The organism is Pseudarthrobacter niigatensis (assembly GCF_030812615.1).
Classification (GTDB): Bacteria; Actinomycetota; Actinomycetes; order Actinomycetales; family Micrococcaceae; genus Arthrobacter; species Arthrobacter niigatensis.
The window spans coordinates 293,909-309,264 of sequence record NZ_JAUSTB010000003.1 but is presented as its reverse complement, the minus strand read 5'-3'; the positions used below and the strand labels follow the sequence as shown (position 1 = coordinate 309,264).

The 15,356-nt window shown below is 66.8% G+C and carries 11 protein-coding genes; 5 read left to right on the top strand and 6 right to left on the bottom strand.

Annotation, left to right across the window (positions count from 1 at the left end):
* Positions 1–186 precede the first annotated feature (186 nt).
* The 3 genes from J2T23_RS06640 to J2T23_RS06630 all read right to left on the bottom strand — a co-directional run bounded on the left by J2T23_RS06640 (position 187) and on the right by J2T23_RS06630 (position 3,884).
* On the bottom strand, positions 187–1,800 hold the full coding sequence (locus tag J2T23_RS06640; protein WP_307358276.1) for an AMP-binding protein: 1,614 nt from the start codon (positions 1,798–1,800) through the stop codon (positions 187–189).
* A gap of 117 nt (positions 1,801–1,917) precedes the next feature.
* On the bottom strand, positions 1,918–2,577 hold the full coding sequence (locus J2T23_RS06635) for a response regulator (RefSeq protein WP_307358275.1): 660 nt from the start codon (positions 2,575–2,577) through the stop codon (positions 1,918–1,920).
* Complete coding sequence (locus tag J2T23_RS06630) at positions 2,574–3,884, bottom strand: sensor histidine kinase (RefSeq protein ID WP_307358272.1); 1,311 nt, start codon at positions 3,882–3,884, stop codon at positions 2,574–2,576. Before J2T23_RS06630 ends, J2T23_RS06635 begins: the two co-directional genes overlap by 4 nt.
* 166 nt (positions 3,885–4,050) lie before the next feature.
* On the opposite strand from J2T23_RS06630, the gene J2T23_RS06625 reads away from it, so the two are divergent.
* A complete protein-coding gene (locus J2T23_RS06625) occupies positions 4,051–5,154 on the top strand; it encodes an ABC transporter permease (RefSeq protein WP_307358269.1) in 1,104 nt (367 codons plus the stop codon).
* A gap of 32 nt (positions 5,155–5,186) precedes the next feature.
* On the top strand, positions 5,187–5,885 hold the full coding sequence (locus J2T23_RS06620) for an ABC transporter ATP-binding protein (RefSeq protein WP_141159244.1): 699 nt from the start codon (positions 5,187–5,189) through the stop codon (positions 5,883–5,885).
* Positions 5,886–5,915: 30 nt separating this feature from the next.
* Here the strand turns inward: J2T23_RS06620 and J2T23_RS06615 are convergent, their stop codons facing one another.
* Positions 5,916–6,914, bottom strand: a complete 999-nt coding sequence (locus tag J2T23_RS06615) for a GDSL-type esterase/lipase family protein (RefSeq protein WP_307358266.1) — start codon at positions 6,912–6,914, stop codon at positions 5,916–5,918.
* 5 nt (positions 6,915–6,919) lie between these two features.
* Positions 6,920–9,841, bottom strand: coding sequence for an exo-alpha-sialidase (locus J2T23_RS06610; protein ID WP_307358264.1), 2,922 nt, complete (start codon positions 9,839–9,841; stop codon positions 6,920–6,922).
* Positions 9,842–10,017: 176 nt separating this feature from the next.
* On the opposite strand from J2T23_RS06610, the gene J2T23_RS06605 reads away from it, so the two are divergent.
* On the top strand, positions 10,018–11,724 hold the full coding sequence (locus tag J2T23_RS06605) for a sialidase family protein (RefSeq protein ID WP_307358262.1): 1,707 nt from the start codon (positions 10,018–10,020) through the stop codon (positions 11,722–11,724).
* Here J2T23_RS06605 and J2T23_RS06600 read toward each other — a convergent pair.
* On the bottom strand, positions 11,681–12,586 hold the full coding sequence (locus J2T23_RS06600) for a DUF4862 family protein (protein WP_307358260.1): 906 nt from the start codon (positions 12,584–12,586) through the stop codon (positions 11,681–11,683). The genes J2T23_RS06605 and J2T23_RS06600 overlap by 44 nt on opposite strands.
* Before the next feature lie 148 nt (positions 12,587–12,734).
* On the opposite strand from J2T23_RS06600, the gene J2T23_RS06595 reads away from it, so the two are divergent.
* Together J2T23_RS06595 and J2T23_RS06590 are read left to right on the top strand one after the other, a co-directional pair.
* Positions 12,735–14,375 carry an ABC transporter substrate-binding protein gene (locus J2T23_RS06595; protein WP_307358258.1) on the top strand — a complete coding sequence of 547 codons (1,641 nt, stop codon included), beginning with the start codon at positions 12,735–12,737 and terminating at the stop codon, positions 14,373–14,375.
* A 21-nt stretch (positions 14,376–14,396) separates the two neighbouring features.
* Positions 14,397–15,353 (top strand): ABC transporter permease, encoded by a 957-nt coding sequence (locus J2T23_RS06590; protein WP_141159229.1) that lies wholly within the window; start codon positions 14,397–14,399, stop codon positions 15,351–15,353.
* Positions 15,354–15,356 lie beyond the last annotated feature (3 nt).

Below are 15,356 nucleotides of genomic sequence, written 5' to 3'. Positions count from 1 at the left end.
ATAGGACTCCGTGGCTTGGGGAAAGCCCCCGCGCGAGTCTCGCTCCAGCGCGGGGGCTCCTTGCTTCCTGCCGGGGAACTGGCGATGGAAACAGTTATAAATTACCGGCCGGTAGTTTGTGCCAATCACAAATTGCCGCGGCTTTGGCCAATCTTGATCGAACTTTGAGGGTGGCTTCCCTGCGCCCTAATCGACGGGGATCCCTGCCCGCTGCTGCCTCAGGATGTAGCGCTGCAGCTTTCCCGACGGCGTCTTGGGCAGGTCCGCGACGAAGTGGATGCGGCGCGGGTAGGCGTGGGCGGCGAACTGCGTCTTGACCATGGTCTGGAGTTCAACCACCAGGTCATCACTGGCGGCGGTGCCCTCGGCCAGGACCACGTAGGCCTCGAGGACTTCACCGCGCAGTTCGTCGGGAGCGCCCACCACGGCACTTTCCAGCACCGCCGGATGCGTGGCCAGGACGCTTTCCACGTCGAACGGGCCAATCCGGTAGCCGGCCATGATGATCACGTCGTCATCCCGGGAGGAGAAGAAGTAGTAACCGTCCTGGTCCACCATGCCCGCGTCACCGGTCAGGTACCACTTGCCGTCCGCGCTGAACCTTTCCGCGGTCTTCTCCGGCGCATCCTGGTACCCGGTGAACCACATCATGGGACTTTCCGCCACGTTGACGGCGACGCGGCCCAGTTCGCCGGGGGCGGCCGGCCCGTCAGCGTTGTCCTTAAGGACCGCGCAGCTCCAGCCCGGCAGGGGGCGGCCCATGGAACCGGGCCTGAGCTCCGTCCTCACGTCGTCATGCCAGGCGTTGATGATCATCATCCCGTGTTCGGTCTGTCCGTAGTGGTCCCGCACCGGGACGCCCAGCACCTCCCGGGCCCAGCTGATCACCTCCGGGGTCAGCGGTTCGCCGGCGGAGGAGGCGCGCCGAAGTCGAAAGGGTCCAGTGCCGGCGTCGGCCTTGGCGCGCATGGTGCGGTAGACCGTGGGAGCTGCCGCGAAGTTGGTAACGGCAAGTGCCTCCAACACCTTGAAGCTGAGTTCCGGGGAGAACCCGGGGCGCAGCAGCAGGTTCCGCCGTCCCGCCGCCATGGGGCCGAGAATCCCGTAGTACAGTCCGTAGGCCCAGCCGGGGTCCGCGGCGTTCCAGAAGACGTCCTCTTCACTGACGTCCAGGCCAAGTTCGATGTACTGGCGGAACGCGGCCAATGCCCGGAGGGGCACCGGTACGCCTTTGGGCGCGCCCGTGGTTCCGGACGTGAAGATCAGCACCAGGGCACCGTCACCGCCTACGACCTCTGAAACGATCCCCGGCTGCTGCCTGGCCAGGAGGGGCGTGAGTGCCAGGTCCGGCTGGGAAGCTTCCGCGCCGGCGACGAGCACGGCGGCAGAGGTCTGCTGGATCTTCACCCGCTGGTCGGGATCCGTGATGACGGCCTTTGCCCCGGAGGCAGTCAGCCGTAATTCGATAGCCGGCCATGCGAAGGCCGTGAACAGTGGCACATGGACCGCTCCGCGCCGCCAGATGGCCAGGAGCATGACCACCAGGTCTGCCGACTTGCCCATCAGGGTGGCCACGGCATCTCCAGGACCAATGCCCAGCTCCGCGAGGGCGGCGGCTCCCCGCTCCGAGCGTTCCCGGAGCTCGCCATAGGTGATGTCCTCCGCGGAAAGATCAGCTGCCACCACTGTGAAGGCAACAGCGTTGGGATCGTGACTGTCGCACAGGAGACCGGCCGCGCAGGCATCGGCCGCACCGTAGGTGGCAAGAAGGGCATCAACCGAGGGAACCGGACGGGACATTCGTTCTCCTTCGAACAACGTGGCCTGGAAACAACGGCACCTGTAAACACCGTGGAACAAACCTACTGCACCGGAATGACCGGGACGTGGCAGGTTTCGCGATCCTGCGCCGACAGGTCAGCCCTTGGCGCCGGGCGGCCGGATGATCCGCCGCTGTGTGGCGGCAGCGATCGCTGCCGTGCGGTTATCCACGCCGAGCTTGCCGTAGATGTGCACCAGGTGCGTCTTCACGGTCGCTTCCGAAATGAACACCTGCTTGGCGATGGCGCGGTTGGACAGGCCCGTGGCCAGCAGTTCCAGCAACTGCACTTCGCGCGGGGTCAGCGAGGTGCCCGGGTTGCTGATCCGGTCCATCAGCAGTGCCGCGGCCCGGGGCGCCAGGACCGTGCCGCCCGCGGCCGCCTGCAGTACCGCCTGCCGCAACTGCTCCGGCGGAGCGTCCTTCAGCATGTAGCCGCTGGCCCCCGCCTCCACCGCGGCGAGGATATCCGCGTCCGTGTCGTAGGTGGTGAGGATGAGTACCGGCGGCGGTGCGTCGAGTTTCCGGATCTCGGCGGTGGCCGTAACGCCGTCCATTCCTTCCCCCATCTGCAAATCCATCAGGACCACATCGGGTGCCTCGTTCAAGGCAGTAAGCCGCGCCAGTTCCCTCAGCGCCGCCTTGCCGTCAGAAGCCTCGGCGGCAATGGCGATGCCCTCGGACCCGGTGAGCATGGCACGCAGCCCGGCGCGGACCACCGGATGGTCGTCAACCAACAGGACGCGGACCCCACTCACGGTTCCTCCACCGGGAGCCGGATGGCCACAACCGTGCCCTCGCCCGGCGCCGATTCCACCGCCAGGGTCCCGTTCAGGGCGGCCACGCGTTCCCGCAGCGAGCGCAGCCCGAAGCCGCTGCCGTCCGCTGCGCCCGCGGCACCACCCGCAGCCCCGGGATCGAAGCCCCGGCCGTCGTCGTACACGTCCATGGTCACCTCGTTGCCCAGGAAGGCAACGCTGACGACGGCGGTACTTGCCCGGGCGTGTTCGCGGACGTTCGCAAGGCTCGCCTGCGCGGCGCGCAGCAGGGCCACGCGGGCAGGCTGGGGCAGGTCCTGCGGTTCCCCATCCACCTCCAGCCGACAGCGCAGGGATACCCCCGCAGCCGCAGCGTCGGTCTCGGTCCTGCCGCACAACCTGTCCAGGGCCTCCACCAGCGTGGTCCCCTCCAGCTGGGGTGAAGACAGTCCACGGACAAAGCTGCGGGCCTCGGAGAGGTTGTCCGCCGCGGTCTGCTGCACCAATGCCAGCCGGGCGGCAGCAGTGGCGGAGTCACCTTCCGCCAGCGACTGCCCGGCGGCCCGCCCCAGCAGCACGATGCTGGATAGGCCCTGCGCCAGCGTGTCGTGGATTTCCCGGGCCAGCCGCTCCCGCTCGGCGAGGACCCCGGCCTCGTGCTGGGACCGGGCCAGCTCCTCACGCGTCCGCCGCAGTTCATCGGCTGCGCGCCGCTGGTTTTCGGCCTCGCGGTAAAGGGCCGCGTAAGCCAGGCCGGTAATCACGGAAAAAATTGCACCCAGGACAGGCCCCACCACCGCCGCCGCGTGTGGAACCGGGGAGCCGCTGGCGGCCCATTGGGAGCCGATCACCGCCGCCGTCATCAGCCCGATGGCCAGGAGTGCGCCACGCCGCGGGAGCAAATGAAGGTGCAGGAAAAAGATGGGGAAAGCAAGCCAGGCGAAGTCGGCGCTGCCGGCGAGCAGGAACGCCCACAAGGCCGTCACAAGGCCGAGCCACAGCACGCTGTACCGGCGGGGATCCACCACGGTCCGTCCCTCGGCATGGCGCTTTTCCAGGACCGTGCCGGCCAGGTAGAGGGCAGCAAGAACGACGGCGGCGGCGGCCCACACCCAGCGAAGGGCGCCTCCCGACATCAGCATCCGGACCAGGCCGACGGCCAGCAGCAGCGCGAACCCCGTGTGTAGTGTGACCCGCAGGACCCGCAGGATTGCCGCCGACGACGCGTTTTCCAGGGCGTTCAATGGCCCACGTTTGGGGATACCGCCGCGCACTTCCGGTGGTTGCGGCAGGGGCGTGGCAGGCATTTCACCAGCTTATGCCGGGAACCCGTGCCGGGAATCAACCAAAAGGTTGACTCCCGTATCAACCGTTCCATTCCCGCAGATCAACCATCCCCGCGATTCCCATGCAGGCTCCGGCCGGGAGAGTGGAACTACAGAACAATCCACCCCTGCAGAGAGAAGAACCAACGTGTTCCTGGCAATCCGCGATATCCGCTTCGCCAAAGGCCGGTTCGCCATGATGGGCGGCGTCGTAGCCCTGATCACCCTGTTGCTGGTCATGCTGTCCGGCCTGACGGCCGGGCTCGCCGAGCAATCCACCTCCGCCATCGCCAGGCTGGGGGCAACTGCCGCGAGGCCGGTGGACGCCATCGCCTTCGGCGCCCCCGGTTCAGGCTCACCCAAGGCGTCCTATACCGAGAGCTCCGTGACCGCCGCCCAGGTGGACAGCTGGCAAAGCCGGCCGGGTGTCCAGTCCGCCGAGCCGCTGGGCATTACGCAGACAAGGGCGCAGGCCGCGGACGGCTCGGGAACCGCAAATGTAGCGGTGTTCGGCGTCTCGCCGGGCAGCCCGCTGGCGCCCGTGGACGTATCTGCCGGGACGGCCGCCGTGGGCGCCTCAGTGGCGGAAGCCCTGGCGGTGGGCCAGGGGGACAAGGTGTCCCTGGGCGGCGTGGAGCTGTCCGTCGCCGCCGTGGTGCCGGACCAGTGGTACGCGCACACCAGCGTGGTGTGGACGGCCCTGCCGGCATGGGGCAAGGCTGCGCACGTGTCCGACGCCGGACAGTTGGCCACGGTCGTCGCCGTCACCTACGCGGACGGGGCCACGGTGGATGAGGCCGCGGCGAACGGCGCGGCACACACGGTGAGCGAATCCCGCACGGGATCTTTCCAGGCCCTGGGCTCCTTCAAGAGCGAGAACGGTTCGCTGACGCTGATGCAGGCATTCCTGTACGGCATCTCGGCACTGGTGATCGTGGCCTTTCTGAGCGTCTGGACCATCCAGCGCACCAGGGACATCGCTGTGCTGAAAGCCATGGGCGCACCCAGTTCCTACATCCTTCGCGACGCCATGACCCAGGCCGCCATCGTGCTGCTGGCAGGCGCCGGAGTCGGCGGAGCCGTGGGTGTTGGCGCCGGCTTGTTCGCTGCCCAGGCAGCCCCCTTCCAGCTGAACCTGGCCACCTCGGTGGTTCCCGTCGTCGGGATCGTTGCCCTGGGCCTGGCAGGTGCGGCACTGGCCGTCCGGCGCGTCACCAAGGTCGATGCGCTCCTGGCGCTCGGCGGAAACTAATCCCTTCTTCCCTCCTTTGAAAGGAACCCATCATGACCACAACCGCTCCCCTGACCCTGGTCAACGTCACCCTCGAATATCCCGACGGCGGCGGCACCACCACCGCCCTGGACCGTGTCAGCCTCACCGCGGAAGCCGGCCAACTCGTGGCACTCGTGGGCCCCTCGGGGTCCGGTAAGTCCAGCCTGCTGGCCGCCGCCGCCACCCTGGTCCGCCCCACAAGCGGCCAAGTCATTATCGACGGCACCGACACCATGGGCCTGGGGGACAAGGAACTGACAGCCCTGCGGCGCGGGAAAGTGGGCATCATCTTCCAGCAGCCCAACCTGCTCCCGTCGCTCACCGCCGTCGAACAGCTCGTCATCAGCGACCACCTGCGCGGAAAGTCCGCCAAAGCCGCCACGGCGCGGGCCGCCGAACTGCTGGACGTCGTCGGGCTGTCCGCCAGTGCGGGGAAACTTCCGCACCAGCTCTCCGGCGGCCAGCGCCAGCGCGTGAACATCGCGCGGGCGCTGATGGGCAGCCCCAGGGTGCTGCTGGTGGACGAGCCGACGGCGGCACTGGACCACGAACGGAGCGCCTCCATCATCGCCCTCCTGCGGCAGGTGACCAACGAATTCTCGGTGGCAACGGTGATGGTCACCCATGACACCGAGTTCGTGCCGCTGACCGACGTGGTGGCCACCATGCGGGACGGCAAACTGACAACCCCGGTCCTGGCAGGCGCCTAGGAGGCCACGACGCCGGCCGGGACCGGTTGTCTAGTCCTTCGGACCGTTGGCTGCCGCGGCGGCAAGGCGCGGGCCCAGCCTTTCGGCCATAAGCCGGTACCCTGCATTGTCCGGATGGAGGGTGTCCGGCATGTGGGCCAGCGCCTCGGCTTCCGTCAGCACCGCCCCGCCGTCCACCAGGTGGATCCGTGCTTCCCCGGACTGCCGCTGCAGGTGGGCGACCACTCCGGCTGTGGCCTCCCGGTAGTCGGCCAGGGTGGCACCGACCGCATTGGGTGTAGCTTCACGCGGAAGCGACAGGACGGGCGTGATCACCACCAGTGGAACGTCCGGATGGGCGGTCAGGATGTTCGAGATGAACCCCAGCACCTGGCTGGCATAGCTCCGCAACGAGAACGCCGCTGCGTTGTAGGAGTTGATGCCCAAGCACAGGGAGATGACATCCGCAGGGAGTCGCTGAATGGTCCTTGCTGCAGCCGGGTCCAGCTGGCATTCGCCGGCAAAACCCAGCGACTGCAGTTCCCACCCGAGCTTCCGGGCCACCAGCGCCGGCCAGGTCTCGGAAGGACCGGCCGCCTCCCGGCAGTGGGTGATGGAGCTTCCGTAGGCCAGCCACCGCTTGCCTGACTCTTGCACCGACTGGACATCCTCGCCTTGCAGGGATGCGTGGAGCACCCTGACCCGGCCGAACTGTGGGAGCCACAGTTGCACCTTGGCGCCGGCCGGCAGCGTTCCCAACTCCAGCGTGTGGCTCAGCCGACCGGCAGCGGCGATCCGGTGGGCCAGTTGGCCGTCAACCAGCACATCAATGGGAGAGCAGTCCGCGGTACCTTCCGCCTTGAGGGTCAGCCTGCCGGACGAAGCCGTCCACGTGGCCCGGACACCGGCCGTCATCTGTGCCATGTCCGCAAGCCCGTCAGTGAAGGGCGGCATCAGCAGTTCTGTGTCAAGCCGCCTGAACTCCTGCCAGCCCTCCACGTCCTGGACGACGTCGAAAGCCCCCGCCCAGTGCGCGTGCACTGATTCCACTTTCGTCATCCCTTCGGTGTCACCTGCAAACGGTCAAAGGCCACCTGTTTGCCGTCCCTGTCCAGTACCACCACGTCATCGCGGCCGTTCTGCACGTCCGCTGGGAGGATGAATTCCACCGTGTTACCAGTGGTGGGAAAAATCCAGCCAATCCGGTAGCTGCGCTTGTTGAGGTACACGTAATACCACTGTCCGTAGTCGAGGCCCCCGAGGACCACCTTCTGGCCGTTGCGGTACTTGTCCGCGGTGCCGAGGTCCCACGGAGGTGTCAGGCCCTCAAAGTCCTGGACTGTGAGCGCCGGAACGGATTCGGGCTGCGCGGGCTGCAGGTTGAGCCGGATGCCCCCGCCGGCCACCGACGCCGTGATGCGCTTGGCACCGTTGTCCGCGGTGGCCTCGAAGCTGACTGGTGCCAACTGGCCGGCCGCAATGTCCGCGGCACTCAGCACGTGGGCGCGGGTGGCGGTCACGTTACTGCCGGCAGCCAACAACTGTTCGCTGATGCCCGCGTCCGGGGCGGAAACCGCTGTCAGGTCCACGTTTCCTGCGTTGCCCAGGGTGTAGGTGTATGTGATGGTGTCGCCTGCGGAGGCGTAGCGGTCTCCGTCCAGGTCCGTCCATTCCGCGGCGACGGTGCCTTCCATCCTGGCATCGCGGACCTTCAGGTCCACCTCGCCGCCGTTCACGGCGTAGGTCCGGGTGGTCTGGCCGGTGGCGCTGACCTCCCAGGAGGTCTCGGGGACGAAGAAGCCTTGGCCCGCTTCCACGGCGGTGACAGTGTGGCGTGGCGTGGCACACGTGTAGGACTGGCCGGCGGGCAGCACGCTGTACCGGCAGTTCCCGGGGCCGTCCGGCATAAACGGGCTGAAATTGCCGGCCGTGGGGACCACTTTCTCCACCAGCGGGCTGGTGTTGGTCACGTCGAACTTGTAGGGGAACGCCTCCCCTGCGCCGTACGGCTGCGCAGCCAGGTCCCGGCCGGCGTCGCTGCGGCTGCCCGTGATGGTGGCGGCCACCAGGCCATCGCGCAGTGCCACGGCCGCGCCGGTGAAGGAAACCGTCCTGGTGAGCGACGGCGTCGCGCTGGCCGTGATGCTGAAGGTTGCCTGCGGCATGAAGTAGCCGCGGGAGATGTCCTCGGCCGTCAGAGTGTGCTTAGCCGTGGCGCAGGTGTAGGAGGCGCCCGCTGCCAGGTTGTTGTACCGGCAGTTGGGGGCCGACGGCGGCAGGAACCCGGCGTCGAAGGTTCCGGCGAGCGGCACTGAGTTGGCGGTGACGTTGGCCGTGCTCTTGATGGTGAACGTGTAGCTGAGCACGTCGCCGGCCTGGTACGGGCTGGCCGCGACGTCGCGGTCCGGCGCGGAGCCGGTGACGCTGAGGCCCACCTGCGGAGCCGCCGGGACCGTGGCGGTGAAGGTGGCCTGCGAGACCCGGCCGTCCGCCGTCGTGAACGCCGCGTTGAGGTTCTGCGGGCCGCTGGCATTGGACGGAGCGGTCAGGTCCACGGTGACGGTGGCGGAGGCACCGGGTGCGACGTCGGGCACAGCCACCGTGGTGGCGGACCAGCCGCTGGGGGTGTACACGGTGGCGGTGGCGCCGGAGAGCGTGGCGGTTTCCTGGTTGGTGACGGTCACGGCAACCTGTTTGGTGGCGCCGGGTGCGGTGGTGACGGCGGGGACGGACAGGGGTGCGCAGGCGTAGTTGAGCCAGGCGTCGTCGAAGGTGGAGAACTGCATGTTGTCCGTGTAGTTCCCTTCGTACAGGACGCCGAACCTGCCATCCTCCAGCCGGGTCACCGTGGAGTAGGCGGAGAACCCGGGACGGATGGTTCGCACCCCGGGCCAGGTGGCGCCGTCGTCGCACGAGACCCGGGCGGAGACGTTCTCGCGCGCGGTCTTGGAATTTGCGTTGGTGAAGACCAGTTTCCTGGCGTCCGCCGAGCCCGGGGCAGCGTTGGGGAACATGCGGGCGATGGAGCCGTTGTTGGCCGGATCCGGCAGCTCCGTGTCCTGGGTGACGGGACCGTAGGTGGCCCCGCCGTCGCTGGAAACCGCAACCTTCCGGTAGCCCTGGTTGGCGTTGTCCCGGGAGTTCAGCAGGACCTTGCCGTCGGAAAGCTCAACGGTCTTGTTCTCATCCATCCGGTCACCCACGCTGGCGCCCTTGTGCCAGGTGGCACCGTGGTCATCCGAATAGACGCTGTAGGCCTGAATGCGGTTGGTGCCGTCCGCCTGGCGGACATCGCCGGCGTACTGCTGGATCAGCCGGCCCTTGTAGGGTCCGTACTTGAGCTGGATACCTTCGCCGGAAGATGCGAAGTTGGACCGTACATCGCCCGCAACCGGGTTGGTGGCGCTGGTGCCCGGCTTGGTGACGCCGGTGATGAGACGGGGCTGGCTCCAGGTGGCGCCGCCGTCGGACGATTCAATCACGGCGGAGGAAATGACGTTGCGGTCCGCGTCATCGTTACCGAACCCGCTGCCGCCGAAGCCCTGGTCCTTGGAGTAGACAAAGAACGCGAAGACCTTTCCGGCCTCGGCGTCGTAGATATAGGACGGGTCGCTGTAGCCGTACTTCGGTCCAGTGGCATCCGCAACATGGCCGGCTGCAATAACCTGCACCGGTCCCCAGGTCCTTCCGCCGTCAGTGCTGCGGCGCTGCACGATGGAATTGGGGTTGGGGGCGTCGGCAGCACTGCCGGGCCGGCCGTCCCAGGCGGCGAGGACCACGCCGCTGCCGAGGTAGGTCAGCGCGGGGATCCGGTAGAAGAAGTTGGCGGCCGTTCTGTCCGCTGCGAGATTCACTTCCTGGAAGCTGCCCGGCGGAGCGGTAGGGCTGGTGGAGGGGGTGGGGGCCGCCTGCGCCGGCAGCCCGCTCCCGGCCAGCAGGGCCAGGGCCAGTGCGCCCGTGCCCGCGGCCTTCCCCATTGATCGTTTCTTGGTTCTTTTGGTGGTAATTCGCAAACCCATGTCCTTTCTGGACGCCGCGCTGCGGCTCGAATGGAAGTGACGACGCCGTCGAGGCTGCACACAAATGTGATTCTTGCTACATACGACGTCCTACCACCCTAAGGTGGAGCCACGTGGAAAGCTAGACTAAACATGTGACGTCCTACCTTTTTACTGAATGGCCCATTGCCGTGCCGGCTGTGGAGCGTATCCTCGCCACCCGCGGCCGTGGTGGATACCGCCAGTACCGCATCCCTGCGCTCGCCGTCACCACCAGGGGAACGCTCCTGGCCGCCTACGACGGCAGGCCGAACCTGGACGACCTGCCGAGCCCCATCGATCTGCTGCTCCGCCGCAGCAACGACAACGGTGAGACGTGGAGTGCGCAGGAAGTGGTGCGCCGCGGCACCGGCCTGGAAGGTTTCGGCGACCCCAGCCTGCTGGTCGACGCCGGGACCGGGCGGATCTTCCTTTTCCACGCCGCCGGAACACGCGCCGGGTTCTTCGAATCGACAGCAGGAATGGCCGCGGAGGACGAGTCCGTCCAGCACTGCGACCTGAGCTGGTCCGACGATGACGGCGTGACCTGGCAGCACCGGCGCCTCACCGCCGAGTTGAAGGGCAGCACCCCCGCAGGCCAGGACATCACAGGCATGTTCGCCGCGGCCGGCCAGGGAATCCAAGTCCATACGGGGCCGTTCCAGGGCCGGCTGGTGCAGCAGTTCGTGGTCCTGTGCGACGGCGCGATCATGGCAGCCTCGGCCTACAGCGACAACCACGGAGACAACTGGACGTTCGGGGAGCTCATCGGCGCCACTACCCATGGCGCCGCCCCGAACGAGAACAAGGTGGCAGCCCGGGGCGACGGAAGCCTGCTCCTGCACAGCCGCGCCACGCCGCGGCGGCTGGCTGCCACGTCCAGCAACGGCGGCCAGAGCTGGAGCACCCTGGTTCCAGTCGAGGACCTCCCGGACCCGAGCGATAACGGCTCCCTAACCCGCTTTGACGGCCTCCCTTCCGTGCCCCACCTTGCCACGCCGGAGACGGATCCTTGGCTGCTGGCCACCAACAACCAGGACACCAGCCTGCGGCGGAACACGGTCTTGAGCCTCTCGCCGGACAACGGCCGGACCTGGCCGGCACGGCTGGTCCTGTGCGCGGGCAGTTCCGCCTACTCCACCGCCACCCGGCTGCCGGACGGCAACATCGGTGTCCTGTACGAGCGCCAGGGGTACCGGGAGATTGTGTTCGCCTCCATCCCGGCAGGGCAACTGACGGACCAGTTGCCGGCGTCCCAGACCCCACCCGGCAGCAAGGAACTGAACCCTGGCCTCACTTTCAACATGGAACTGCGGTCCGTCACACCGGGCCTGCCGTCCGAGTGGCGGAACCTTGGCGAATTCCATGTCTTGGCGGCCGATTGCGGCGACTGGGGCCCGGCGTCCAAGGAGATCGGCCAGGGCTACTCCGCCGGGCAGGCCCAGGTCCTGGGCACCCGGGAGGCGCAGGACCTCAACTACGGCCCCATCATTCCCGGGTACAAGGCCGGGGACATCCTTGCTTTCACGGGCAGGGCAAGGAACGACGGCGACACAACGGTCACGCAGGTCCGTCTCGCCGGGCCCGGAGCCGGTGATTTTCCGGCCATCGACCTGCCGCCGGGCGGGGAGGCGCTCTACTTCACGCCCTCATACACCGTGACGGCAGAGGATGCCGGGCGGGACATCCTGGAACTCGAGTTTTCGGTTGAAGGGATGTGCGCTGCCTCGCCGGTACGGCGACGCAGGACGTTCCGGTTCGATATCACCACCGGCTGCGTCAGCCCGGAAGATCCCCTTCAACCAGCGCACACATCTGCCTGAGCCGCTCCACCCTTTCCTCGACGGAGAGCCCCTGGCGGGGCAGGCCGATCTTGAACCCATGCATGGGTACGTTCCCTGCGGCCTTGTTGCAGCGGCTAATTTCCGCGCGGTTCAGCAGGGAGCTGGACGGCGCCCCTTCAACTTCCACAGGCGGGAGGTGGGCATCGATCCAGGGATAACCAAATTCCGTCTCCTCCGGGGAACACCCGGAGAAGATCAGGCCCGCCAGAACCCCTGCCTCGCGGGCGTGCGCGATGTGCTCCACGGCGGTGCCCCGGTCCCGGGTTTCGATGACCGACCGTGCCCAGTTGATAACGAGTCCCACCCGGCCGCCCGCCTGTTCCCGGAGCGAGCGGAGCACGTCCACTTCCTCGCCGAACGGCAGGAAACCCTTCTCGGGCGTGCCTTCGGGCCGGGGCGCATCACAGTGCTCCACCAGCAGCCTGGTGGCTCCCCACTCCCATTCGAGGACCTGCTTCAGGGACTCCGCGAACCTTGACGGGTCAGCGCCGGGATACGGGGCGGAGTGCAGCTCGACGGCCTCCACCTCCCGGCCCTCCTTCTTCAACTGGAGCACCAACGCGTGGATCCCCGCGACGAAGTGCAGCGCTTCCGTCCTGCCCGCGGCATCGCCGGACGCAAGTCCGAACGTTGGCGACGCCTTGAGCCGCTGCATGGTGCCGGGAATGGCGGTAACTACAGCGGACCAGTTGCCCGGAGCGCCGGCGGGCCAGCGGACTCCACCGTATGGCCCATAGGGAAGTTCCAATCCGCGGACGGAAGGTATTCCGGCGAGCGCTTGATAAAACTGCTGCCGCAATTCGTCAGGGTGGGCAGCGTAGGCGCCGACGATCAGGGACATGGAACCTCCAATTGCATTGCCATGCGGGAACCACGGCCACGGCCGCGGGGAAAAGTCCACTTGACGTTGCCTGTGATGGGACTTACAGTTTTTCTTACGAGCTAGGACATCCTACATCCGATAAACATCCTTCTGAACGGTGAGGCACATGAACAACATCAAGAACCTGCCGCTGGTCGATGACGCCAGTCGCCGGAACTTCCTGAAGCTCGGCGGGGCCATGGGCCTGGCCGCAGCCTTCGCCAGCTCCCTGGCCGCGTGCGGCGGACCCGCCGCGACCACCACGGGGGCAGCTGAAAACACGGCGCCGATCAATAAGGACCTCACCATCGAGGCCGGCATCTCCTACGCCCTCTCCACCGGCTTCGACCCCATCTCCTCCTCCGGCGCAACCCCGATGGCCGCGAACCTGCACGTCTTTGAGGGCCTGATCGAGCTGCACCCAGCCACACGGGAGCCCTACAACGCCCTTGCCGCTTCCGATCCCAAGATGGTAAATGCCACTACCTACCAGGTGGCCATCAGGGACGGCGCGGTGTTCCACAACGGCTCCCCCGTTACCGCCGAGGACGTGGTGTTCTCCTTCACCCGGGTAATGGACCCGGCCAACAAGTCGCTGTTCTCGCAGTTCATTCCGTTCATCCAGGAGGTCAAGGCACTCGACGCCAAGACCGTGGAGTTCACCCTGAAGTACGCCTTCCCAGGCTTCGGTCCGCGCATCTCCGTGGTGAAGGTGGTACCCAAGGCACTGACCAACTTCCCGGTGGGCTCGGACCAGCTGAAGTCCTTCGACGCCAAGCCCGTGGGCACCGGACCCTACAAGCTGATCTCCGCAGTCAAAGACGACAAGATCGTCTTCGAGGCCAACCAGGCCTACAACGGACCCATGCCGGCACTGGCTAAGGGCATGACCTGGCTGCTGCTCTCCGATGCCGCCGCCCGTGTCACCGCCATGCAGTCAGGCCGCGTCCAGGCCATTGAGGACGTCCCCTACCTGGACATGCAGGGCCTGAAGTCCGCAGCCACCGTTGAATCGGTGCAGTCCTTCGGCCTGCTGTTCATGATGTTCAACTGCAACGCTGCGCCCTTCAACAACAAGAAGGTCCGCCAGGCCCTGCACTACGGCCTGGACAAGGACTCCATCATCAAGAAAGCCCTGTTTGGCAATGCCAAGCCGGCCAGCTCCTACTTCCAGGAAGGCCACCCGGATTACGTCAAGGCCAAGAATGTGTACGGCTATGACGCCCAGAAGGCAGCGGACCTCCTCAAGGAAGCCGGCGTCACCAACCTGGAGTTCGAACTGCTCACCACGGACACGGCCTGGGTCAAGGACGTGGCGCCCCTGATGCTCGAATCCTGGAATAAGATCCCCGGCGTCAAGGTCACCCTCAAGAACCTGCAGTCCGGCGCCCTTTACACGGACCGCGTGGCCAAGGGCGACTACACAGTTGTTGCCGCACCGGGTGATCCCTCGGTGTTCGGCAACGACGCGGACCTGCTGCTGAGCTGGTTCTACGCCGGCGACACCTGGATGAAGAACCGCGCCTTCTGGGGTGCAACCCCGGAGCGCGCCCAGCTGGTGGACCTGATGTCCAAGGCGGGCCAGGCCACCAAGGAAGACGCCAAGAAGCTGACCGGCCAGATCGTGGACCTGGTGTCCGAAGAGGTTCCGCTGTATCCCCTGTTCCACCGCCAGCTTCCCAGCGCCTGGGATGCAAAGAAACTGAGCGGCTTCAAGCCCCTTCCCACCACCGGAGTGTCCTTCGTTGGTGTGGGCCGCACCGCCTAGCCCTACCCACCGGAGACTACATTGAGCACCATATTGCGACTGCTGGGCCGACGGCTCGCAGCCCTGCCGCTGATGGTCCTGGGCATCACCCTGCTGGTGTTCCTGGTCCTGCAGGCAGCCCCCGGAGACCAGGCAAGCAGCGCCCTGGGCGAGGGTGCCAGCGAGGAAGCCAAGGAACAGTACCGCCAGGCGAACGGCCTTAACGATCCGCTGCTGCTGCAGTATGTGCGGTTCCTGGGCAAGCTCCTCCAGTTTGACCTGGGCGTCACCACGCCCCCGGCCAAATCCGTGGCGAGCATGATCGGCTCGGCGTTCCCCTTGACGCTGCAGCTGACCTTCCTGGGCGTCATCATCGCCGTTGTGGTCTCCTTGGTGTTCGGCATCATCGGCGCCTTGTACCGGGATAAATGGCAGGACCAGCTGGTCCGTGTCTTCTCGATCGCCGCGGTGGCAACGCCGTCGTTCTGGCTGGGCATCCTGCTGATCCAGTGGTTCGCACTGGGACCGGCAGCGATGTTCCCGTCCGGCGGCATTGCCACCCCGGAGTCCGGCTTCGGCGGGTGGCTGAACTCCATGGCACTGCCCGCCCTGGCCCTCGGCATCCCGGTCTCGGCGTCCCTCATCCGGGTGGTCCGCACCTCCATGGTGGAAGAGCTGGACCGGGACTACGTCCGCACGGCCATCGGCAACGGTGTGCCGTACCGCGAGGTGGTCTCCAAGAACGTGCTCCGCAACGCCCTGGTCACTCCGGTGACCGTGCTGGGACTGCGGATCGGCTACCTGCTGGGCGGCGCCGTCGTGATTGAAATGATCTTCGCCTTGCCCGGCATGGGACAGCTGATCCTCAACGGCATCACCAACCTGGACGTAAACCTGGTGCAGGGCGTGGTCCTGACCATCTCCGTCACCTTCGTCCTGGTGAATATCGCCGTGGACCTGCTCTACCTGCTCATCAACCCCCGAATCAGGACCGTGTGACCC

Excerpts from the sequence above, each read along its gene's own strand:
- J2T23_RS06640 (WP_307358276.1), bottom strand. The coding sequence starts at position 1,800 with ATGTCCCGTCCGGTTCCCTCGGTTGATGCCCTTCTTGCCACCTACGGT.
- J2T23_RS06600 (WP_307358260.1), bottom strand. The coding sequence starts at position 12,586 with ATGTCCCTGATCGTCGGCGCCTACGCTGCCCACCCTGACGAATTGCGG.
- J2T23_RS06595 (WP_307358258.1), top strand. The coding sequence starts at position 12,735 with ATGAACAACATCAAGAACCTGCCGCTGGTCGATGACGCCAGTCGCCGG.
- J2T23_RS06620 (WP_141159244.1), top strand. The coding sequence starts at position 5,187 with ATGACCACAACCGCTCCCCTGACCCTGGTCAACGTCACCCTCGAATAT.
- J2T23_RS06630 (WP_307358272.1), bottom strand. The coding sequence starts at position 3,884 with ATGCCTGCCACGCCCCTGCCGCAACCACCGGAAGTGCGCGGCGGTATC.
- J2T23_RS06610 (WP_307358264.1), bottom strand. The coding sequence starts at position 9,841 with ATGGGGAAGGCCGCGGGCACGGGCGCACTGGCCCTGGCCCTGCTGGCC.